The organism is Zobellella sp. An-6 (assembly GCF_052487945.1).
The window spans coordinates 1,110,453-1,131,705 of the sequence record NZ_CP199259.1; the positions used below are offsets into that span (position 1 = coordinate 1,110,453).

Here is a 21,253-nt window from a genome sequence, read left to right on the forward strand (position 1 = left end):
GGACAGCCATGGGCTGGTCAGGGCCCATGGGCGGACGGATGCCTGCTGCTGGAGTGTGGGCTCCGTCCGACCGGAGCCCAGGCACCATGCCTGTTCAGGCGGTGGTCGGTTTGGGCCGCAGCAGGCCCAGGCCCTGTTTAAACAACGGAAAGAGCAGCGATACCGCGGTGAGCACCAGCAGCCAGAGGGCGATCGGCTTGTCGATGAAGGTCAGCCAGCTGCCATCGGAAATTTGCAGCGCCCGGCGCAGGGATTCCTCCATCATGCTGCCCAGGATCAGGGCGAGAATGAGCGGCGCCGTCGGAAAGCCGAAGTGTTTCATGCCGAGCCCCAGCAGGCCGAAGCCCAGCAACAGCAGCAGATCGGTGGTGGCAAAGGTGGTGCCGTAGATGCCGACCATACAGAAGATCAGGATAAGCGACAGCAACAGTGGCCGGGGCAAGTCGAGCAGCCGGGCGATATAGGGGATAAGCGGCAGGTTCAGCACCAGCAGGAAGAGGTTGCCCACATACATGCTGGCGATAACCCCCCAGAACACATCCGGCCTTTGCTCCATCATGCTGGGCCCCGGGGTGATGCCCATGACCAGCAGGGCGCCGAGCAGCACGGCCGTGGTGCCCGAGCCGGGCACCCCCAGGGTCAGCAGCGGCACAAAGGAGCCGGTGCAGGCGGCATTGTTGGCGGCCTCGGGCGCGGCAACCCCCTTGAGGTTGCCCTGGCCGAAGCTGTGGCCGTCCTTGGCCAGGCGTTTCTCCATGATGTAGCCGAGGAAGGACGCGACTGTGGCACCGGCGCCCGGCAGTATGCCGACAAAGAAACCCAGCAGGGAGCTGCGCCCGGTGGGGGCGGCAATTTCTTTTACCTCGTGGCGCGACAGCCGGAGCGAGCCGATATTGGCCGTGCCGCCGGTGGCCTGCTCTTCCCGGCTTTTCAGCAACATGCTGAACACCTCCGCCAGGGCGAAGATGCCGAGTGCGACCACCAGGAATTCGACGCCGTTGAGCAGGTGCAGGCTGCCGAAGGTGTAGCGCTCGGTGCCGGTCTGCAGATCGATACCGACGATGGAGATCATCATGCCGATCACCGCCGCCATCAGGCCCTTGACCAGGGACTTGCCGGACAGGCTGACCACGGCGGTCAGGCCGAGCAGCATCAAGGCGAAATATTCGGCCGGGCCGAAACTGACCGCCACTTTCGCCAGCAGGGGCGCCACCAGCATCAGGGCCACGGCAGACAGGGTGCCGCCGACAAAGGAGGAGTAGGCGGCGATGGCCATGGCCTTGCCGGCCATGCCCTGGCGGGCCAGGGGATAACCGTCGAAGGAGGTGGCGACGGTGCTGGCGACGCCGGGGGCGTTGAGCAGGATGGAGGAGGTGGAGCCGCCGAAGATGGCGCCGTAATAGACCCCGGCCATCAGGATCAGGGCCGAGGAGGGATCCATGCCGAAGGTCATGGGGATCATCAGGGCCAGGGCGCTGATGGGCCCCAGGCCCGGCAGCATGCCGATAATGGTGCCGGCGAAGACCCCGATGAAAACATAGAGCAGGTTCATTGGCTCAAAGGCGACACTAAAGCCGGTGAGCACACCATGGAGTGCGTCCATTGCGAAGTTCTCGTTGTGGTGGTTAAAACGGTAACAGGCCCCGAGGCAAATGCACCTCGAGCAGCCGGGTCATGATGAGATAAAGGGACAACACCACCGCCAGCGTCGCCACGACACTGATGAGGTGGCGCCGGTAGCCGTAGCAGTGGCTCAGGCCGATGCCGAACAGGCTGGATGCCAGGACGAAGCCCAGCCATTCCAGGCCGAAGGCATAGCCGGCGATGGCGAGCAGGGTGATCAGCAGCTGGCTGGTCTGCTCCCTGGCCTTGGGGTCCTGCTGCGCAGCCTTTTCTCGTTTGGCTGGGGTGGCCTGTTTTTCCAGGCACAACAGTATGGACAGCAGCAGCAGAGCTGCGCCCAGCAGTGTGGGGAACCAGTCGGAGTCGATGGGTCTTGGCATTGGAAAAGTAGGGATCCGAAAGGCCATCCACAGGTAGCCCAGGGACACCAGCACCATGATCAGTCCGATGATCCTATTACTATTGAGGTGTTTCATTGCCTTATTCCGCCATGTTGGGGGCGGCGCTCCCGCCGGAGCCCCGCCCATGCGCATCCGCTTATTGTTTGAGGAGCCCCAGCTCGGCCAGTACCCGGCCGAACTGTTTCTTCTGCTGATCCAGGAAGAGGCCGAATTGCTGGCTGTCGAGGTAGGCGTCGGTCCAGGCCAGTTGATCCCGGGCCTGTTGCCAGCTGTCGCTGTTGAGCATGCGTACATAGAGGTCCTGGTAGTAGGCCACGGCCTCGGCCGGCATCTCCTTGGGACCCATGACACCGCGCCAGATATCGAAGCTGTAATCCACCCCCTGCTCCTTGTAGGTGGGGATATCCGCCAGGGTGCCCGGCAGCCGCTCCTCGGCGGCGATGCCCAGGGCGCGCAGCTGGCCGGATTCGGCAATCTGCCCAGAGGACTCGCCGATGCCGGCGCTGACCGCCTCTATGTGCCCGCCCAGCAGGCTGATGATGGCCTCACCGCCACCGGAATAGGACACGTAGTTCACCTCCCGGGCGTTCAGCCCGGCGGCCATGGCCAGGCCGGCGAAGGAAACGTGGTGCAATGAGCCGGGCGCGCTGCCGCCGCCGATGCTGAGCCGCGGGTTTTCACGCAGTGCATCCAGCAGATCATTCAGGGTCCGGTAGGGCGAGTCCTTGCGCACCAGCACGGTCGCCGAGTCGGTGATCAGCCGGGCGATGGGGGTAAAATCCTCATGGTCGTAGCGGGACATCCCCGCCAGCGGCACCAGGATCAGGGGCGGGCTGGTCGCGAACAGCTTGTGATCATTGTGTTTATCCCGGGCTATCTGGGCCCAGGCCACGGCACCGCCACCTCCGGGCACGTTGATGGTGGCGAAGCTCTGGGGGCTGAGCTGTTCCTGCATGATCACCCGGGCCGTGGTTCTGGCCAGGGTGTCCCAGCCACCACCGGGGTTGGCCGGCGCGATATATTCTATGGCCCGGCTCGGTTGCCAGCCGGGCTCGGCCGCCAGGGCCGCGCCGGGCAGCAGCAGGGCCGCCAGCAGGCCGGCCGAGGTTCGTTTTTTCAGTATGCCGGAAAAGATAGTCATGTTATTGCCTCCATGGTTGGGTTGGTAACTTCCTGTTATTTATTGTCTTTTATGGACTGGTAAAACTTGACGCTGCTCTCGCGCGGCTGGCTGACCAGGGCCGCCCCCTGTTCTTCCCGGCGTTGTTCCAGGGCGTTTTTCAGCAGGGCGCCGAGACGGTAGAGGCCGTGCACAAACTTGCCGTAGGGCAGGGTGAGGAACAGCGACATCACGAAACCGAGGTGGATCACCAGCGTCAGCCCGAGCAGGCCGGTTTCCCGCAGCAGCATCAGCAGCAGGCCGGTAAAGGCGGTGAGCCAGAGCAGAGCGATAAAGGCGATGTCCATGCCGGTCTGCTCCAGATCGGCGGTATTGGGATCCCGCTTGAGTTTCAGATACAGCAGGCCGGCGGGGCCGATCAGCAGGCCGAGGCCGCCCAGGGTGCCGAGCAGCTTGGGCAGGCTGAAGAAGGCGTAGGGGGCGCTCCAGCCCAGCACATAGTGCAACAGGGTACCGGTGGCGGTGGCGGCGAAGCACAGCATGAAGCCATAGGCGGTGAAGTGGTGGAAATACCGGCGCCAGTGGGAATGGTTGTCGTCCGGATAGGTGCACCCCCGGTCTTCCTGGCCATGCAGATGGCGCAGGCTGAGGGCGTCGGACCAGGCCTGCCGCCAGGCGGAAAGGTGACCCAGATCCCTTATCTTTTCCCCGCTGTCGCGCCAGAAGTTGAGGAAGCCCATCAGCAGGGCCAGCATGGCGAACAGGAACACGCTGCCGAAGGCCAGCACCAGGGTGTTGTGGGGGAAGAAGGCGTAGAAATCCCCGCCATGATGGCCGGAGAACAACTGCCCCAGACCGCCGTTCAGGGCGATAAACAGCAGCAGGATGACGCTGGCGCCCAGGCCCAGGGCGAGGGAGGCGACCAGGCCGTTGTTATTGAACAGGCGGGCGAAGGGGCCTGGCCAGGCATAGTGCTGGTACGAGGCTTTGCGGATCTTGGCCAGCGACTGGGGGATATTGACCCCGAACTCGTGGGGCGGCGCGTACTGGCAGGCGTAGTAGCACTCGCTGCAGTTGTGGCAGAGGTTGGCCAGGTAGTTGATATCGGCGGCCTCGAAATGTTGCCGTCGCTCCATGGCCGGAAACACCGGGCAAAAGCCTTCGCAGTAGCGGCAGGCGTTGCAGATGGTCAGGTTCTTGTCCGCTTCCTGGATCAGTACATCAATTTTTTGCATGTCGAGCGGCCTCCGCGCCGGCTATACGTCCAAATACAGTGCCTATGGTCATGCCGAAACCGGCGACATAACCCTTGCCGAGAATATTGCCCGCCATCACCTCGCCGGCGGCGAACACGTTGTCCGCCATGTCGCCGCTGTTCATTTTCATCCTCGCGGTCTGGTCCACCTGCACCCCCAGGTAGGTGAAAGTGATGCCGGTGCGCAGCGGGTAGCCGAAGAAGGGGGGGCTGTCGATGGTCTGCGCCCAGTGGGTCTTCTCGGGGGTGGCTCCCCGGGTGCGGCAGTTGTCGAGCACGCTGTGATCGAAGTCGCCGGGCTGCACCGCCGCGTTGTATTCCTTCACGGTATTGAGCAGGGGATGCACCGGAATATTCAGCTTTCTCGCCAGCTCCTCGAGGGTATTGGCCTGCTCCGGGGGAAAGACCGAGGGCATAAAGCGGCCCACCGCCTTGGCGTCGGTGATGGAATAGGCAATCTGGTCGGGCTGGCCGGCGACCAGCCGGCCCCAGATGGCATAGCGCTTGGGCCAGAAATCCTCGCCCTCGTCATAGAAGCGCTTGCCCTGGTTGTTGACCACAATCCCTAAGGAGACGCAGTCGACCCGGGTCACGATACCGCCGTCGTATTCGGGAGAGCGGGCGTCGATGGCCACCGCGTGGCCCTGGGTGGGATCGCCGATGGCGAGGGCATCGTTGTCGAGCAGGGAGCGCAGCATCTTGCCCTGGTTGAAGCGGGTGCCGCGAATGCGGAAATTCCTGGCCACCGGGCCCCAGGCGTCTTCCAGCCACTCCCGGTTGGATTCGAAGCCGCCGGAAGCCACCACCAGGGAGCGGGCGCTCACCTTGTGGTTGCAGCCCTGCCAGTGGACGACCGCATGCTCGAAACGGTTGCCCCGGAACGCCAGCTCCAGCGCCTCGGCTTCATAGACGATGGTCACCCCCATCCGCTCCGCCGCCTTGTAGTAGGTATTGACCAGGGCCTTGCCGCCGCCGAGGAAGAAGGCGTTGGTGCGGCCCAGGTGCAGGGTGCCGCCCAGGGACGGCTGGAAGCGGACTCCATAGCCGCTCATCCAGTCGGTGCAGGTTTCCGAGGCCCGGATGACAAAGCGGGCCAGCGCTTCGTCGGTCTGTCCGCCGGTCACGCGCCAGACGTCCTCGAAAAACTCCTCTTCCAGATAGGCGTCGTTCAACACCGTGGTCGGGGCCTTGTGCATGCAGCGCAGGTTGCGGGTATGGCTGCTGTTGCCGCCGCGCCAGGCTTTGGGCGCGCTTTCCAGCAGCAGCACGCGGGCGCCCTGCTCGCGGGCCGACAGGGCGGCGCACAGGGCGGCATTGCCGCCGCCGATAACCAGCACGTCGTAGCTGGCCTGCAGCCAGTCCGGTGTGGCCTGAAGGTTCTTTTGCATCATTGGTCATCCTCTTTGAATACCAGTGAATGCAAATGTATACATTGGTACACAAAATGACAACAACGGTATCACTTGGTATTATCCCGACATGTTCAATTTGTGATCCGACGCTTATGTCCACAGCCAAAAAAACATCCAAACCCCTGGACGACGCCACCAGCGAGCGGGGCGAATCCCGCAGCGAACTCGCCTATCGTTTTATTCTCGATGCCATCAAGGAGGGGACCCTGGCGCCCGGTACCCGGGTGAGGGAGGCGGATCTGGCCACTCGCACCGGCCTGAGCCGGACGCCGGTGCGAGAGGCGCTGAACCGCTTGTTGATGGAAGGCCTGGTGGCCAATGATCCCAGCCGGGGCATGATAGTGACCGAGCTGGACCACGCCATGATCAACGAGCTGTATGCGATGCGGGAGGTGCTGGAAGGCACCGCCGCCTTCCTGGCCGCCCGCCATGCTTCCGAGGTGGAGATCACTTTCCTGCGGGAGATCAGCGAGCGGGACGCCCAGTTCAGCGAGCCGGCGGATCTGGTCAAGAACAACCGGCTGTTTCACGGCACCCTCTATCGCTGTGCCCACAATCGCTACCTGCTGAAGATGCTCAACTCCCTGCAGGAGTCGATGATGCTGCTCGGCCCCACCACCCTGGCCAAGGCCGGCCGGCCCGAGGCGGCCCGCCGGGAGCACGGCCTGATCGTGGATGCCATCGAGCAGCGTGATGCGGCGGCGGCGGAGCAGGCCGCCCGCAACCATATCCGGGAAGCCTACAAGGTACGGCTTGGGGAGTTGTTCGAGCGGGAGGTGTAAGGGGATTACCGGGACGTCATGGTGAGGCGGGTGAGGCCGGCACCGGCTTAAGCCCCCTTGTCAAAGAGCCAGCCCTCGGGCTGGCTTTCAGCGTGATGACAACGTCCATTACCTGCTTTTTTGTCAGATATTTCCCTTTGTCGTCGCTGTTTAACCCTGGTCATCTCCGCGAAGGCGGAGATCCATGACATATCGCACTGGACTCCCGCCTTCGCGGGAGTGACCACAGAGTAATACGAAGGTGTGTCAGCAGTCTGCAAAAGCCAGCCCTCGGGCTGGCTTTCAGCGTGATGACAACGTCCATGACCTGCTTTTTTTTGTCAGATATTTCCCTTTGTCGTCACTGTTTAACCCTGGTCATCTCCGCGAAGGCGGAGATCCATGACATATCGCACTGGACTCCCGCCTTCGCGGGAGTGACCACAGAGTAATACGAAGGTGTGTCAGCAGTCTGCAAAAGCCAGCCCGGAGGCTGACTTTGGTTCAGCGTGTTTCAACGAGGGGCTCAGATGGCCTGTTGGAAGATCAGGGTATCGGCCTTCTCCAGGTAGCTGTCCAGCTCGTCGAAGTTCAGGTAACGGTAGGTGTCCGCCGCCGTGGCGTTCAGCTCCTTGGCGTACTCCAGGTACTCCGCCACCGTCGGCAGCTTGCCGTGGATCGCCGCCACCGCCGCCAGCTCGGCCGACGCCAGGTAGACGTTGGCGCCCTTGCCCAGGCGATTGGGGAAGTTGCGGGTGGAGGTGGACACCACCGTGCTGTTGTCCGCCACCCGCGCCTGGTTGCCCATGCACAGGGAGCAGCCCGGGATCTCGATGCGGGCACCGACCCGGCCGAAGATGCCGTAGTAGCCCTCGGCGGTCAGCTGGTCCTTGTCCATCTTGGTCGGCGGCGCCACCCACAGCCGGGTCGGCAGCTGGCCCTTGTACTTGTCCAGCAGCTTGCCGGCGGCACGGAAGTGGCCGATGTTGGTCATGCAGGAGCCGATGAACACCTCTTCAATCTGCTCGCCCTGCACCTCGGACAGCAGGCGGGCGTCATCCGGATCGTTGGGCGCGCACAGGATGGGCTCCTTGATCTCGCTCATGTCGATTTCCAGCACGTGGGCGTATTCGGCGTCGGCGTCCGCAGCCATCAGCTCCGGGTTGGCCAGCCACTCCTCCATGCCCTTGATGCGCCGCTCCAGGGTGCGCCGGTCGCCATAGCCTTCGGCGATCATCCACTTCAGCATCACGATGTTGGAGTTCAGGTACTCGGCGATCGGCTCCTGGTCCAGCTTGATGGTACAGCCGGCGGCGGAGCGCTCGGCGGTGGCATCGGCCAGCTCGAACGCCTGCTCCACCTTCAGTTGGGGCAGCCCTTCGATTTCCAGCACCCGGCCGGAGAATTCGTTGATCTTGCCTTCCTTGGCCACGGTCAGCAGGCCGTGCTTGATGCCGTAGTAGGGAATGGCGTGCACCAGGTCGCGCAGGGTGATGCCGGGCTGCATCTCGCCCTTGAAGCGCACCAGCACCGACTCGGGCATGTCCAGCGGCATCACGCCGGTGGCGGCGGCGAAGGCCACCAGGCCGGAGCCCGCCGGGAAGGAGATACCGATGGGGAAACGGGTGTGGGAGTCACCGCCGGTGCCGACGGTGTCGGGCAGCAGCATGCGGTTCAGCCAGGAGTGGATGACGCCGTCGCCCGGGCGCAGGGACACGCCGCCCCGGTTCATGATGAAGTCGGGCAGGGTGTGGTGGGTCACCACGTCCACCGGCTTGGGATAGGCGGCGGTGTGGCAGAAGGACTGCATGGTCAGGTCGGCGGAGAAGCCCAGACAGGCCAGGTCTTTCAGCTCGTCCCGGGTCATGGGGCCGGTGGTGTCCTGGGAGCCCACGGTCGTCATCCTGGGCTCGCAGTACTGGCCGGGACGCACGCCCGCCACGCCGCAGGCCTTGCCCACCATCTTCTGGGCCAGGGTGTAGCCCTTGCCGGAGTCGGCCACGTCGGCCGGGCGCTTGAACACCTCGGAGTGGCCCAGGCCCAGTTCGGCGCGGGCCTTGTCGGTCAGGCCGCGGCCGATGATCAGCGGGATGCGGCCGCCGGCGCGCACTTCGTCGAGCAGCACCTCGGTCTTGAGTCTGAACTCGGCCAGCACCTCGTCGCTGCCGTGGCGGCAGACCTTGCCCTCATAGGGGTAGATGTCGATGACGTCGCCGGTATTGAGCTTGGTCACGTCGCACTCGATGGGCAGGGCGCCGGCATCTTCCATGGTGTTGAAGAAGATGGGGGCGATCTTGCCGCCGATGCACACGCCGCCGGCGCGCTTGTTGGGCACGAAGGGGATGTCGTCGCCCATGTGCCAGAGCACGGAGTTGGTGGCGGACTTGCGGCTGGAGCCGGTGCCGACCACGTCGCCCACGTAGGCCAGGGGGAAGCCTTTTTCCTTGAGCGCATCGATGGCGGTGATCGGGCCGACCACGCCGTCTTCGTCGGGGGCGATGCCGGGACGGGCGTTCTTCAGCATGGCCAGGGCATGCAGCGGGATGTCGGGACGGGACCAGGCGTCCTGGGCCGGGGACAGGTCGTCGGTGTTGGTTTCACCGGGCACCTTGAACACGGTCAGGGTGATCTTGTCGGCCAGGGCGGGACGGCCCAGGAACCACTCGGCGTCGGCCCAGGACTGCAGCACCTGCTTGGCGTGGGCGTTGCCGGCCTTGGCCTTGTCGGCCACGTCGTGGAAGGCGTCGAACATCAGCAGGGTGTGGGACAGGGCCTTGGCGGCGATGGGCGCCAGGGCGGCGACATCGAGCAGCTCGATCAGCGGCTGGATGTTGTAGCCGCCCTGCATGGTGCCCAGCAGCTCGGTGGCCTGCTCGGGCGAGACCACCGGCGAGGTTACCTCACCCTTGGCCACGGCGGCGAGGAAACCGGCCTTCACATAGGCGGCTTCGTCGACCCCGGGGGGGATGCGGGTGGAAAGGAGTTCATAAAGGAAGGATTCTTCGCCGGCGGGTGGGTTCTTGAGTAATTCAACCAGGGCGGCCACCTGGGTGGCGTTCAGGGGCAGGGGGGCCAGGCCGTCGGCGGCACGCTCGGCGGCCTGGTTGCGATAGTGTTCAAGCACGATGAGGTCCTTTTGTTGAATAAGGCGGGGCTCGGGGAGCCCCGCCAGGGTTAGAGGTTGATCAGGCTCAGCAGGTAGGGGTCCAGCAGGCCTTCGGGGTAGTCGATGCTCATGGCCTTGCCGATACCCACCAGAAACAGCAGCTGGCCCGCCGCCACCGTGCCCGACAGTCGCCAGCGGGAGCCGGTGAACAGGCGCAGGAACAGCAGGGTGAAGACCACGGAGGTGCTGATAAAGCCCAGGGTGAAATAGAGCAGGGCAATGCCGAGGAACAGGCTGATATAAAGCAGCTCCCTGCCTACCCGCTGGCTGCCGGGTTCGGCCGGTTTGCGGCCGGTACCGAAGGCGACCGCCAGTGCCGAGCCGGCGGTGAGCAGGATGGCGAACAGCGGGAAGGCCCGGGTCAGCTCGGAGCGACCCCACACATCGAACAGGGCGAGGGCGCAGGCGACCAGCAGCAGGACGATGATGGCGCCGTCCAGCCGGCTCAGGGGGGGCCGTTCCGGCTTGGGTTCCGTATCGGCTTCGCCACCGGTCCTGGCGGCCAGGCGCTTGCGGATAAAGGGCACCGCGAAGCTGAGCAGGATCAGGCCGGCGATGATCAGTACACCGGGGCGCTGCATCCAGCCGTAACCGTAGAACTGGATGCTCTGGAAGAAATAGTTCTCGGCACCGGCCGCCAGCACGAAGCCGATCAGGAAGGCCGGGCGTGACCAGTTGGCGCTCTTCAGCAAGATCCCCAGGGTGGCGATGACGGCCAGTACCACGAAGTCGCCCAGGCTTTGGGTGGCCTGGTAGGCGGCGAACAGGATCAGGGTGAGCAACACCGGGGCCATGCGCGAGAACGGGATCCGGGTGAGCATGGCCACCGGCGAGGCCAGCCCCAGGCAGAGCAGGGCGCCGAGGATGTTGGCCAGGGCCAGGGACCAGACGATGGTATAGGTCAGGTTCAGGTGGGTATCCACCATGGAGATGCCGGGCTGGATGCCGAGCAGCAACATGCCGCCGAGGAACACCGCCGCCGTGCCCGAGCCGGGCACGCCGAACAGCAGCGTGGGAATCATGCTGCCGCAGGCGCAGGCGTTGTTGGCGGATTCGGGCGCGATGACACCGCGGATCTCGCCCTTGCCGAAGTTGGACTTGTCCTTGCTCGACTGCATGGCGAAACCGTAGGTCATCCAGTCCACCACCGAGCCGGCCAGGCCGGGGATGGCGCCGACCAGGCTGCCGAACACCGAGCACTTGCCCACCAGCGGCAGGTTGCGGAGGACGTCGCGCACGCCCTGGCCCCAGCCGCTGCCGAGGCTGTTGCCCTTGCCGGAAATGGACTTGTTGCGGATCAGCAACTCGATGATTTCCGGCAGGGCGAAGATGCCCAGCCCCACCACCACCAGGGGAATGCCGTCGTACAGGTAGTCGATGCCCAGGGTCATGCGGAATTCGCCGGTGGCCGGGGCCGCGCCTATGGTACCGACCAGCAGGCCGACGCCGCAGGCGGCCAGGCCCTTGAACAGGTTGCCGCCGGACAGCGAGGCCACCACGCTCAGGCCGAGCAGGGTGAGCATGAACAGCTCCGCCGAAGAGAACGACAGTACCAGCGGCCGGGCCACTATGATGAAGCCGCTGAGGATGATGGCCCCGGCCACCCCGCCGAGCAGCGAGGAGGTGAAGGCGGCGGACAGTGCCCTGGCCGCCTGGCCCTGCTTGGCGAGGGGAAAGCCGTCCATCACCGTGGCCTGGGAGGCGCTGGAGCCGGGAATGCCCATCAGCACCGAGGTGAAGGTGTCGCCGGTGGGCACCACCGCCACCAGGCCCATCAGCATGCCCAGACCGACGGAGGGCTCCATGCCATAGAGGAAGGGGAGCAGCAGGGACATGCCAGCGATGCCGCCCAGGCCGGGAATGATCCCGATGATCAGGCCGATGATCACCCCCAGCACCAGATAACTGAGGTGCGCGACGGTGAGTATCTGGCCCAGTGCCGCCAGTAATTCGTTCATGAGTTCAGCTCCTTGCGACCGGACCAGGCCGGTTTATTCCACCGAGACATTGAAGTTGCTCTTCAGCCAGTCCTTGACCCAGGCCTGCAGCTCCGGGGTCATGCTCACCGCCTGCTTGAGGTGCACTTCCACCACGGCGCCGATCAGGTTCTGGTAGGGACCGATCTGCTCGACGGCATCCTGCTGGAAAGCCTGATCCTCGACCATGCGATCCACCGCCAGCAGCAGCTCCTGCTTCATGGGCGCGGGAATGTCCTTGGGTACCAGCAGCACCTTCTGCAGGGCGAAGCCGGCGGTCAGGAACTTGCGGTAGGCGTCGTACTGCATGCCGGTTGGCTCCTCGCCCTTGTATTCCTTATAGACCTCCTCGAAGGTGGGTATATCCGGGAAGGCCGGGTCGCGCACGGTATTGCCTTCGTCATCGATGATGCCGAGGGAGAACAGGGGGACCGCCTTGTTGCCGTTTACCAGGTCGGTGACCGAGTTGATATAGGCGGACGTGGTCTGGAAGTCGACCTTGGCTTCGCCCCGTTCGAACGCCAGTCGGCCTTCGCCCCGGCTGGTCATGCCGAACACCGGCCGCAGCTCCAGGCCGAGCAGGTCGAGCGCCAGCATCACCGGCAGTTCCAGCTGGGTAGGCCCCTGGGCGGCAAAGGGCAGGGTCACGCCGGCCAGCTTGCCCAGCTCCTTGCCGGTGGCGACCCCGAGATCGGGCTGGATATAGACCACGCCGCCGGTGGGGGACGCCATGATCGGGGTCCATTTGTCGAAGTCGTAGCGAACCCGGGAATCACCCAGCATATAGGGATAGAGGGTAGAGGCAGAAATGCCCAGCATCTCGCTGCCGTTGTCTTTGGCCCGCATGTAGAACAGGTTGGTGCCGGTGATGGAGCCGCCGCCGGGTACATTTTTGATCACCAGGGTCGGTGAGCCGGGCAGCTGTTTGGTCAGGTGCGGCGACATGAAACGGGCCCAGACGTCGGTGCCGCCGCCGACCCCGAAGGGGATGGTCCAGTTGATGGTGGAGGGCAGGGTTTGCGCCAGTACGGGTGCCGAGAGGGTGCAGGTGCCGGCCAGCAGGGTGGCACTCAGCAGCATTTTTAATTTTTTCATGATTGACCTTCCTATGGTGAGTTTGCCTGGTTAGGGATGGCGACGGTTTTCAGGGTAGAAAAATGGTGCCGCTCAGTATCTTGCGGGCCGTGCGGATAAGGGACACGGCGGTAATGCTGTGCTCATCGTTGCCGCTCTTGTTGATTTCCAGCTCCAGCATGCCCGAGGGGTGTTCGATGCTGATGGTGGCCGCCGCGGAAGCGGAGGTCAGCCCCGTGGCGACGGAGCCTTCGATACCACAGGCGGTGGCGATGGCGATACTGCCGGTCACCGCCAGTGCCTTGTGGCAGCTGTGGGGCACGAAGTAGCGGGCGTGGATATCACCGCCATGGCAGGCGGGAGCCAGCAGCACCGGCTTGGGGATCACCTGGTTGCTGACATCGCCCATGCCCATCAATTGACCGGCCTGGCGACGGATGTGTTCAATCCTGGCCAGCAGCACCGTATCCTGGTCGAGTTCGGCAGGGGATTCATAACCGGTCTTGCCCAGATCCCGGGCCCGGATCAGCACGCAGGGAGTGGCGGCATCGATACAGGTAACGGTGATGTTGTCGATGGTATCAGTGACCCGGCCGGTGGGAAACAGCCGGCCGGTCTTGGCACCCTGTACATCCAGAAAGGTCAGCTTGATCGGTGCTGCCGGGTTGGGGGCACCGCTGATCAGGGCATCGCCTTCATAGCTGATCTTGCCGTTCGGCGTCGCCACCTGGGCGTGAATGATCTTATTGGTATTGAGGTTGCGGATCCGTACCAGGGTGACGGGCGAGCCGGCGGCCACCAGGCCCGTCTCGATGGCGAAGGGGGCCACCCCCGCCAGCATGTTGCCGCAATTGGGAGAAAAATCCACGCTACGCTCTTTGATGCCCACCTGGGCAAAGAGGTAATCCACGTCGGCGGCGGGATCGGTGGAAACTCCGACCATGGCGACCTTGCTGGTCAGGCTGTTGCCGCCGCCGATACCGTCCAGCTGCAGTTCATGGCCGGAGCCCATGATCTTCTGCAGCATCAGGGCGCAGTCATCACGGTTCGCGGGCAGCTCGCTGAGCTTGAGGTAGGGTCCCCGGGAGGTACCGCCGCGCATGATGATACAGGAAATGGCTTGTGACATGGTTGTTTCCCACTGGTTGCTTTCTTGGGGGTAAGGTTGTCACGGTTTTGACATTTGCATCAAATGCAAAGAAAATGGGTTATTGATTTGTTATTTGCATTAATGGCCTATGCACCAGATTGAATTCAAGGACCTGGCGATCTTCATCCGGGTGGCCGAGAGCGGCAACTTTCATGAGGCGGCGGAATTCGTGCATCTGTCCCAGCCGGCCTTGAGCCGGCGCATGCAGCGGCTGGAGGCGATACTGGGCACGCCCTTGTTCGAACGCACCACCCGCAAGACCTGGCTGACCCCGGCCGGCCGGGAGTTCCTGCCCAAGGCGCGCCGCATGCTGGAGGACTTCGAGTTGTCGGTGCTGGGCATCAAGGAAATGGCCACCCATCAGAAGGGCAAGGTCACCATCGCCTGCATACCGACCGCGGCCTTCTATTTCCTACCGGGCGTGATCCGCGAATTTAACCAGCTTTACCCCGGTATTCGCATTAAGATCCTCGATGTTAGCGCCAATGAAGGGCTGGAGTGCGTGATCCGCGGGGACGCGGATTTCGGTATCAACATGGCGATTGCCCAGTATCCGGAAGTCAGCTTTACCCACCTGCTGGACGATCCCTTCGTGGTCTGCATCCGGCGGGATCACCCCCTGGCACAACAGCAGGACATCGGCTGGGCGGACATGGAGCCCCACAAGCTCATCACCGTCAGCAAGGACAGCGGCAACCGAACCCTGCTGGACAGCGCCCTGGTGGAAAGCAATGTCAGGCTGAACGGCTTTTACGAGGTGCAGCACCTGTCGACGTCGCTGGGGCTGGTGGAAATGGGGCTGGGGATAGCGGTGATACCGCAACTGGCGATGCCGAGCAACGACAGCACCATGCTGACCTGCCGGCCGTTGCGGGGGGCCCCGATCAAACGGGTGATCGGGGTGGTCAGGCGGACTCATACCAGCATCACCCCGGCGGCGGATCTCTTTATCAATATCCTGCTGGAGAAATGGTCGACGCCCTGAAACCGGAGGGGGGCGGCCAGGGCCGCCGCCCCGTGCCCGGGCTCAGCCGGCGGGCCAGCCCGCGTCCAGGTAGTCCTGGGGCTTGTCGGTGAACAGCATGTCCACGCCCCAGGCGGGAAAGTCCCTCACCTTGTCCGGGTTGTTGGCGGTGTAGCAGTGCAGCCGGTAGCCGGCGGCCTTGACCAGTTCGGCCTGCTCCCGGGTCAGGTAGCGGTAGTTGCAGTGCAGGGCGGCGCACTCGAGCTGTTCCAGCTGCTGCTGCCAGTCGTCGGGGATATGCTCCACCAGCAGGCCGCGGGGCACCTCCGGCTGCAGCACCTGCAGGTAGCGCAGGCAGTCGGGATCGAAGCTGGAGAACAGCAGGCTGCCCTTGTCGAACCCGTGCTTGTCAATCAGCTTGCTGAGCCGGCGGCACAGCCGGCCGGCGTCGTCCTTGTCGTACACCTTGAGCTCGATGTTGACCCTGATGCCGAGCTCCCGGGCCAGGCCCAGGTAGTCCTTGAGCCGGGGGATGCGCTCCTGTTCGAAGGCCGGATCGAACCAGCTGCCCGCATCGAGTTTGCGCAGCTCGTCCCAGTCGTACTTGCGCAGCTTGCCCTTGCCGTCGCTGCAGCGGTTGACCTTTTCGTCGTGGATCACCACCACTTTCTGATCCTTGGTCAGCTGTACGTCTATTTCCACCCAGGAGAGGCCCAGCTCGGCGGCTTTTCGCAGGCCGGCCAGGGTGTTTTCCGGGGCCAGGCTGGCCACGCCTCTGTGTCCGCACAAGATCATCGCAATGTCCTTCTAAAATGGGTCCTTGGCCGAGGGTAGAACGCCACCATGACAGATTTGTGACAGGGCCGCCAGCCAGGACGGCGTCCGGTTTATCCCGAGGACGTCAGGCCGGTGTCTTGTCGGGCCCGGCCGGAGCCTGGGGAAGCCGGTGCCGGCCTTGTATTGCACTCATCCGGGGCGAGGGGCCGCGGCCCTGCACCTTGGGGAGGCATTCGGCACCGACCCGGGAAGCCGCCTCCACCAGCCTTTCCCCGATCCGCCCGCTCTCCCCCTCTGGCGGGAACTGGCGCAATTATTGCTTAACCCGGTTAACTCTATGGTGTTACCCCCATGGGATTAGCGGCGAGCGGCTGCCCGGGGCTAAGGAGAAGACATGGACAAGTTGCTGGAGCGTCCCGTAGCAGGGGCACGGAGCCAGGGGCGGCCAGGCACGCTGGCGCGCTGGCTGGTGGCGGCCTGGGGCGGGCCGGCCCTGGGCCTGGTGCTGTACTGGGCGCTGCCGTCGGCCACCACGACCGCCCTGGCGGCGCTGCTGGCGCTGGCGGGCCTGGCCGCGGCCCTGCTGCTGTGGCGCCGCTATCGCCGGAGCTTGCAGGATCTGGCCGGCTTCGCCGCCGAGCTGGGGGACGGGCGACTGACGGCGCGGCTGCCGACGTCCCGCGAAAACGACTTTACCCCGGTGGCGGAACAGCTGAACGGTGCCATACGGGGTTTTTCCGGCGTGCTGCTCGAGCTGGGCCGGGCGGCGGACGAGCTGCACAGCGTGGCGGCGGAGGCGACGCTCAATGCCGCCGCCGGTGAGGAAGGGGTGCGCGCCCAGCGCGACACCACGGTGTCGGCCGCCGCCACCCTGGAGGAGCTGATCACCAGCCTGGCCGGCACCCGGGACGGCGCCGCCGAGGCGGCCCGGGCCGCGGACATGGCGGTGGCCGAGGCGCGCCAGGGCGCCGGCCTGGTGAGCGCCGTGGATCAGTCGATGCACGGCCTGGCCCGGGACGTGAGCGAGGCCGCCGGTGCCGCCGCCGCCCTGGCCGACGGCTCGCGCAAGATCGGCTCCATCGCCACCATCATCGCCGAGATAGCGGCGCGCACCAACCTGCTGGCGCTCAACGCCGCCATCGAAGCGGCCCGGGCCGGGGAGGCCGGGCGCGGTTTCGCGGTGGTGGCCGACGAGGTGCGCCAGCTGGCGGAACGTACCACCAGCGCCACCAGCGACATCAACGCCCTGATCGGCGACGTCCAGCACAAGGCCGGCTACCTGACCCAGGTGGTGCAGGCGGCCGACGACAAGTCGAAGCAGAGCGCCCGCCAGGCGGCGGAGGCGGCGGAGGCGCTCGCCTCCATCGAACGGGCGGCGCTGTCGTCGCTCAGCCGCATGCAGGAGATCGCCGAGGCCAACGCCGGCCAGAGCGTGGCGGGGGAGCAGATTGCCATCGACAACCAGAAGGTGGCGGAGCTGGCCGACGGCAACGCCCGGCGGGTGACCGAAAGCAGCGAGCTGGCCCGTTATCTGGAACAACTGGTCGCCCGGCTCAAGGAGCGGGTGGCGAGCTACCGTTATGAGTGAGGCCGAAATGAACAGCATGATCATCGGGGTATTGGCGACCGCCCTGCTGGGCGGCCTGTGGTGGGGCTGGCGCAGGCAGAGGCGGCAGGACTGGCGGCTGCCGCAGCGGGCCCGGGAAGGGCTGCATTGTGCCGGTGATCTGGTGGCGCTGGTGGCCGAGGTGCAGCAGCACAGGGGCATGAGCGGTGCCTGGCTGGCCGGCGATCAGGGCTTCGCCGGCCGGTTGCCGGCCAAACAGCAGGCGGTGAACCGTCACTTCCAGGCGCTGCTGGCCCACGGCGAGCGGGAGCAGCGGGAGCGTTACTGCTGCTTCAGCCGGGACCAGGTGGCGGCGCTGCAGCGGCAATGGCAGGGCCTGGTACAGGGGCTGGCGGCCAGTACCCCGGAGCAGAATTTCCAGGCCCACTGCCGGCTGGTGTCGGTGCTGCTGGAGTGGCTGGCGGCGGTGGCCGAGGCCCGCATCGAGCAGCCCGGGGTGCTGCCCGGCGAGGGCAACAGCGAGCGCAACTTCGGCCATCGCCTGCCCGCCCTGGCGGAGTGTCTGGGCCAGGCCCGGGCCCTGGGCAGCTCGGTGGCGGCCCGGCGCTACTGTCCGCCGGTGGCCCGGGTGCGGCTGTTGTTTCTCACCGGGCGGGCCGAGTCGCTGCTGGCCCAGGCCGCCGGCGACCGGGGGACAGAGGTGGACGCGGCCCGGCAGGCGGTGCACGACTTCGTCTCTGCCTTGCGCGGCCGGCTGCTGGCGGCGGATGCCGCCGGCCTGTCCGCCGCCGACTGTTTCAGCCTGGGCACGGCGGCGGTGGACGCGGTGTTCCGCTGGCTGGAGCAGGAACGGCTGCGGCTGGACGGCGCCCTCGGGCGACGGGAACCGGGGCTGGCCCCGGCGGCCGCGGGCGCCCTATGACGAGAGCGGCGCCCGGTTTCATCCCCGTGGCCGGCAACGAGGCGGCGGCCGGCATCACCCTGCTCAATCGGCTGGACGGCCTGGCCTATCGCGCCGGGCTGGACCGGCCCGCCGACTTCGTCAGCACCGGCAGCGTGGCGTTGTGCGGCCACCGGGCGGCCTGGCTGCAAGGGCGGCGGGACGGCCTGCACCGGCGGCTGGTGATGGCGGAAGACTGGCCGCGGGTGCGGCGCGTCCTGGCCCGGGCGCTGGCGGAGCAGGGCTACTATCGGCTGGAATACCGGCTGCGCTGCCGCGACGGCCGCATCAAATGGGTGAGGGACAGCGGCCGCGCCCTGCCCGGCGACCTGCTCGAAGGCATGCTGAGCGATCTGGACGAGCAGGTGGCGCTGCGCCACCGCCTGGCCCAGGCCGAGGCCCGCTACCAGGGCCTGTTCGACAACTCGGTGATCGGCATGTTCCAGAGCACGCCGGACGGCCACTACCTGGCCGCCAACCAGGCCCTGGCGGAGATGTACGGTTACGCCTCGACCGCCGCCCTGATGGCCGGCTTGCAGGACATCGGCAACCGGCTCTACGTCAGCCCCGGCCGGCGCGACGAGTTCAAGCGGCAGATCCGCGAGCGGGGCTTCGTCAGCGATTTCGAATCCGAGGTCTACCGCCAGGACGGCTCCACCCTGTGGATCGCCGAAACCGCTCACGCGGTGCACGATCTGGACGGCGAACTGCTCTACTACCAGGGCACGGTCGAGGACATCACCGAGCGCAAGCGCTACCAGCAGCGGCTGGAATACCAGGCCAACTACGATCTGCTCACCGGCCTGCCCAACCGCCACCTGCTGGCGGATCGCCTGGCCCAGAGCCGGACCTGGCTTGCCGGGCAGGGCGGGCAGGTGGCGCTGGCCTTCGTGGATCTGGACAATTTCAAGGTGATCAACGACAGCCTGGGCCATGCCGTTGGCGACCGGCTGCTGATCGACATCGCCCGGCGGCTCGAGTCCGCCCTGGCCCCTCAGGATACGGTGGCCCGCTACGGCGGCGACGAGTTCGTGCTGCTGCTCCGGCACCGGGGCGAGCCGGCGGGCCTGCGCCAGGCGCTGGAGCGGGTGCTGGCCGTGGTGTCCGCGCCCCTGCAGCTGGACGGCCACGAGCTGCTGGTGACCTGCAGCATCGGCGTGGCCCTGCTGGCGGTGGACGGCGACAGCCTGGAGACCCTGCTGCAGCACGCGGACGCGGCCATGTACTCCGCCAAGTCCCGCGGCCGCTCGGGCCTGTGTTTCTACAACCGCCAGCTCAATGCGGCGGCGGTGGAGCGGTTACGGCTGGAGGCGGCGCTGCGGCGCGCGCTGGAGCGGGGCGAGATCGACGTGCATTTCCAGCCCAAGGTGGACCGGGAAGGGCGGCCGCTGTCGTTCGAGGCCCTGGTGCGCTGGCACAGCCCCGAGTTCGGTGCCGTCTCGCCGGCGGTGTTCATTCCCATCGCCGAGGACACCGGCCAGATCGAGCCCATCACCGAGTTCGTGCTGGCCCGGGCCTGCCGGCTGGCCTGCGCCTGGCCCCGGGAGCTGGCGGTGGCGGTCAACCTGTCGCCCCGCCTGTTCCATTCCGGCGGGCTGTGCCGCCGGGTGGAGCGGGCGCTGGCGACGAGCGGCCTGGCACCCCACCGGCTGGAGCTGGAGCTGACCGAGGGCATATTGATGGAGAAGAACATGAAGGCGGTGGAGCAGTTGCAGGCGCTGAAGGCGCTGGGGGTGCGGCTGGCGGTGGACGACTTCGGCACCGGCTATTCCTCGCTCGCCTACCTGCGCCGTTTTCCCCTCGACATCCTCAAGGTGGACAAGTCCTTCGTCGGCAACTGCCGGCCCGACGCCAGCGACGCCATACTGGTGCGAGCCATTACTTCGCTGGGCCGGGAGCTGGGACTGACGGTGGTGGCGGAGGGGGTGGAAACCCGGGCCCAGTGGGACTTCCTGCGCCAGGCCGGCTGCGACGAGTTCCAGGGCTACCTGTTCGCCCGGCCCTTGCCCGCCGAGCAGACCCACGCCTGGCTGGCCCGCTTCCCGGACAGCGTTTACCGGTCGCCCCGGCGGGCCCTGGCCTGAATCGGTGGCCGCCGCCGTCGGCGCGACCGGCTCAGCAGTCGGGCTCGTCCTGGGGAAGGGCGAGTGGCGGGCCGCCCGCCGGCAGGGCGGGCGGGGTGTCCACCGCCAGCCGCCACAGCGGCGGCGGCGGTGCGCTCTCGCCGGGGACGACCGGGTAGAGCAGCGCCAGCTTGAGCCCCGGCATCCGCTGCAGCAGGCGCTGGGCCGTGCCCTGGCCGTCGCCGATGTGGAAACGGCCCACGGTCAGCATCACCCGGTAGCCCGGGTGGGCCTGCAGGTAGTTGGCGATGCTCTCCGCCATGGTGTCGTCCCAGCTGGTCTGGGCGGCGAACTGGAACTCGGTGGGGGCCTGGCCGTGGTGGCGGGAAGCCATGAAGCGCGCCTTGTAGCCGTCGTCGGTCAGGGTCAGTCGCTCGGCCACCCAGGCCCGGTGGCTGGCGGGCAACCGGTCCAGGTAGGCGGGACCTTCCCGGCCGATGCAGCGCACTATATGGCGGGGGGCGTTGGCCGCCAGCACCTCGATGCCCTTGCGCCGGGCCAGCTCCACCAGCGGCCGGTAGTGGCTGCGGTAGCCGGGCCAGGCGTTGGCCTGCTCGATAAAGGCGTCTTCCCCCAGCCGGCCGGCCAGGTAGTCGTCCAGCACCGGCTGGCGATCCCGACTGAACTGCTCCATGGCCAGGGTCAGGGGCCGGGGCTGGGTCAGCAGCCGGGCCAGCAGATCGGCCTGGAAGCGGTGGATGGCCTGGTGGCCGTGCAGTTCGCCCACCATGATCACGTCCGCCCCCGCCAGTTGCCCGGCGGCCTGCTCCAGCGACCGGGGGCGGCCCTCGGGGCCGTGCAACTGGTAGTCGAGCGGGACGGCGGGCGAGCGGGCCTCGACCTGGCAGCCGCCGAGCAGCAGGGTAAGCAACAGTGTGAGCATGCGCATGGGAGTCACCTTCAGCACAATGGATAACAGCAATTTCGCCGTAAAGTTATTATCA

Annotated in this window: 16 protein-coding genes; 5 read left to right on the top strand and 11 right to left on the bottom strand. The window is 66.1% G+C overall.

What is annotated here, in order from left to right; all coding sequences use genetic code 11:
• Positions 1-94 precede the first annotated feature (94 nt).
• The 5 genes from ACT7DK_RS05085 to tcuA form a co-directional block, all read right to left on the bottom strand.
• On the bottom strand, positions 95-1,603 hold the full coding sequence (locus ACT7DK_RS05085) for a tripartite tricarboxylate transporter permease (RefSeq protein WP_445396957.1): 1,509 nt from the start codon (positions 1,601-1,603) through the stop codon (positions 95-97).
• Positions 1,604-1,625: 22 nt separating this feature from the next.
• The gene (locus ACT7DK_RS05090; protein WP_445396959.1) at positions 1,626-2,099 is read right to left on the bottom strand and encodes a tripartite tricarboxylate transporter TctB family protein; all 474 of its coding nucleotides are present in this window, start codon (positions 2,097-2,099) and stop codon (positions 1,626-1,628) included.
• A 61-nt stretch (positions 2,100-2,160) separates the two neighbouring features.
• Positions 2,161-3,165 (bottom strand): tripartite tricarboxylate transporter substrate binding protein, encoded by a 1,005-nt coding sequence (locus ACT7DK_RS05095; RefSeq protein WP_445396961.1) that lies wholly within the window; start codon positions 3,163-3,165, stop codon positions 2,161-2,163.
• Between the two features lie 35 nt (positions 3,166-3,200).
• Positions 3,201-4,379, bottom strand: coding sequence for a tricarballylate utilization 4Fe-4S protein TcuB (gene tcuB / locus ACT7DK_RS05100; protein ID WP_445396963.1), 1,179 nt, complete (start codon positions 4,377-4,379; stop codon positions 3,201-3,203).
• Positions 4,366-5,790, bottom strand: coding sequence for an FAD-dependent tricarballylate dehydrogenase TcuA (gene tcuA / locus ACT7DK_RS05105; RefSeq protein WP_445396965.1), 1,425 nt, complete (start codon positions 5,788-5,790; stop codon positions 4,366-4,368). The genes tcuB and tcuA overlap by 14 nt, the downstream gene beginning before the upstream one ends.
• A 113-nt stretch (positions 5,791-5,903) precedes the next feature.
• Here tcuA and ACT7DK_RS05110 point away from each other — a divergent pair, with 113 nt between their 5' ends.
• Positions 5,904-6,593, top strand: coding sequence for a GntR family transcriptional regulator (locus ACT7DK_RS05110; RefSeq protein ID WP_445396967.1), 690 nt, complete (start codon positions 5,904-5,906; stop codon positions 6,591-6,593).
• A gap of 505 nt (positions 6,594-7,098) precedes the next feature.
• On the opposite strand, the gene acnB is transcribed toward ACT7DK_RS05110, so the two are convergent.
• From acnB to ACT7DK_RS05130, 4 genes are read right to left on the bottom strand one after another with little or no spacing between them, the layout of a single operon-like run.
• Complete coding sequence (gene acnB, locus ACT7DK_RS05115) at positions 7,099-9,696, bottom strand: bifunctional aconitate hydratase 2/2-methylisocitrate dehydratase (protein WP_445396969.1); 2,598 nt, start codon at positions 9,694-9,696, stop codon at positions 7,099-7,101.
• A gap of 50 nt (positions 9,697-9,746) precedes the next feature.
• On the bottom strand, positions 9,747-11,696 hold the full coding sequence (locus ACT7DK_RS05120; protein ID WP_445396971.1) for a tripartite tricarboxylate transporter permease: 1,950 nt from the start codon (positions 11,694-11,696) through the stop codon (positions 9,747-9,749).
• A 33-nt stretch (positions 11,697-11,729) separates the two neighbouring features.
• Positions 11,730-12,809: a hypothetical protein gene (locus ACT7DK_RS05125; RefSeq protein WP_445396973.1), complete on the bottom strand. Its 1,080-nt coding sequence runs from the start codon at positions 12,807-12,809 to the stop codon at positions 11,730-11,732.
• Between the two features lie 49 nt (positions 12,810-12,858).
• Positions 12,859-13,917, bottom strand: coding sequence for a 4-oxalomesaconate tautomerase (locus ACT7DK_RS05130; protein ID WP_445396975.1), 1,059 nt, complete (start codon positions 13,915-13,917; stop codon positions 12,859-12,861).
• 109 nt (positions 13,918-14,026) lie between these two features.
• Here ACT7DK_RS05130 and ACT7DK_RS05135 point away from each other — a divergent pair, with 109 nt between their 5' ends.
• Positions 14,027-14,923 carry a LysR family transcriptional regulator gene (locus ACT7DK_RS05135; protein WP_445396977.1) on the top strand — a complete coding sequence of 299 codons (897 nt, stop codon included), beginning with the start codon at positions 14,027-14,029 and terminating at the stop codon, positions 14,921-14,923.
• Between the two features lie 42 nt (positions 14,924-14,965).
• Here the strand turns inward: ACT7DK_RS05135 and ACT7DK_RS05140 are convergent, their stop codons facing one another.
• Positions 14,966-15,697 carry a glycerophosphoryl diester phosphodiesterase gene (locus tag ACT7DK_RS05140; protein ID WP_445396979.1) on the bottom strand — a complete coding sequence of 244 codons (732 nt, stop codon included), beginning with the start codon at positions 15,695-15,697 and terminating at the stop codon, positions 14,966-14,968.
• A gap of 376 nt (positions 15,698-16,073) precedes the next feature.
• Between ACT7DK_RS05140 and ACT7DK_RS05145 the strand changes: the two genes are divergently transcribed.
• From ACT7DK_RS05145 to ACT7DK_RS05155, 3 genes are read left to right on the top strand one after another with little or no spacing between them, the layout of a single operon-like run.
• Positions 16,074-17,267 carry a methyl-accepting chemotaxis protein gene (locus ACT7DK_RS05145; protein ID WP_445396981.1) on the top strand — a complete coding sequence of 398 codons (1,194 nt, stop codon included), beginning with the start codon at positions 16,074-16,076 and terminating at the stop codon, positions 17,265-17,267.
• A complete protein-coding gene (locus tag ACT7DK_RS05150; protein ID WP_445396983.1) occupies positions 17,260-18,168 on the top strand; it encodes a nitrate- and nitrite sensing domain-containing protein in 909 nt (302 codons plus the stop codon). The genes ACT7DK_RS05145 and ACT7DK_RS05150 overlap by 8 nt, the downstream gene beginning before the upstream one ends.
• Positions 18,165-20,270 (top strand): putative bifunctional diguanylate cyclase/phosphodiesterase, encoded by a 2,106-nt coding sequence (locus tag ACT7DK_RS05155; protein WP_445396985.1) that lies wholly within the window; start codon positions 18,165-18,167, stop codon positions 20,268-20,270. Before ACT7DK_RS05150 ends, ACT7DK_RS05155 begins: the two co-directional genes overlap by 4 nt.
• A 31-nt stretch (positions 20,271-20,301) precedes the next feature.
• Here ACT7DK_RS05155 and ACT7DK_RS05160 read toward each other — a convergent pair whose 3' ends face one another.
• On the bottom strand, positions 20,302-21,198 hold the full coding sequence (locus ACT7DK_RS05160; protein WP_445396987.1) for a ChaN family lipoprotein: 897 nt from the start codon (positions 21,196-21,198) through the stop codon (positions 20,302-20,304).
• Positions 21,199-21,253: the final 55 nt, after the last annotated feature.

What these genes read in the sequence shown, in the direction of transcription:
- tcuB (WP_445396963.1), bottom strand. Translation starts at nt 4,379, where the DNA reads ATGCAAAAAATTGATGTACTGATCCAGGAAGCGGACAAGAACCTGACC.
- ACT7DK_RS05140 (WP_445396979.1), bottom strand. Translation starts at nt 15,697, where the DNA reads ATGATCTTGTGCGGACACAGAGGCGTGGCCAGCCTGGCCCCGGAAAAC.
- ACT7DK_RS05090 (WP_445396959.1), bottom strand. Translation starts at nt 2,099, where the DNA reads ATGAAACACCTCAATAGTAATAGGATCATCGGACTGATCATGGTGCTG.
- tcuA (WP_445396965.1), bottom strand. Translation starts at nt 5,790, where the DNA reads ATGATGCAAAAGAACCTTCAGGCCACACCGGACTGGCTGCAGGCCAGC.
- ACT7DK_RS05150 (WP_445396983.1), top strand. Translation starts at nt 17,260, where the DNA reads ATGAGTGAGGCCGAAATGAACAGCATGATCATCGGGGTATTGGCGACC.
- ACT7DK_RS05085 (WP_445396957.1), bottom strand. Translation starts at nt 1,603, where the DNA reads ATGGACGCACTCCATGGTGTGCTCACCGGCTTTAGTGTCGCCTTTGAG.
- ACT7DK_RS05125 (WP_445396973.1), bottom strand. Translation starts at nt 12,809, where the DNA reads ATGAAAAAATTAAAAATGCTGCTGAGTGCCACCCTGCTGGCCGGCACC.
- ACT7DK_RS05120 (WP_445396971.1), bottom strand. Translation starts at nt 11,696, where the DNA reads ATGAACGAATTACTGGCGGCACTGGGCCAGATACTCACCGTCGCGCAC.
- ACT7DK_RS05110 (WP_445396967.1), top strand. Translation starts at nt 5,904, where the DNA reads ATGTCCACAGCCAAAAAAACATCCAAACCCCTGGACGACGCCACCAGC.
- ACT7DK_RS05135 (WP_445396977.1), top strand. Translation starts at nt 14,027, where the DNA reads ATGCACCAGATTGAATTCAAGGACCTGGCGATCTTCATCCGGGTGGCC.
- ACT7DK_RS05145 (WP_445396981.1), top strand. Translation starts at nt 16,074, where the DNA reads ATGGACAAGTTGCTGGAGCGTCCCGTAGCAGGGGCACGGAGCCAGGGG.
- ACT7DK_RS05160 (WP_445396987.1), bottom strand. Translation starts at nt 21,198, where the DNA reads ATGCGCATGCTCACACTGTTGCTTACCCTGCTGCTCGGCGGCTGCCAG.
- ACT7DK_RS05130 (WP_445396975.1), bottom strand. Translation starts at nt 13,917, where the DNA reads ATGTCACAAGCCATTTCCTGTATCATCATGCGCGGCGGTACCTCCCGG.
- ACT7DK_RS05095 (WP_445396961.1), bottom strand. Translation starts at nt 3,165, where the DNA reads ATGACTATCTTTTCCGGCATACTGAAAAAACGAACCTCGGCCGGCCTG.
- ACT7DK_RS05155 (WP_445396985.1), top strand. Translation starts at nt 18,165, where the DNA reads ATGACGAGAGCGGCGCCCGGTTTCATCCCCGTGGCCGGCAACGAGGCG.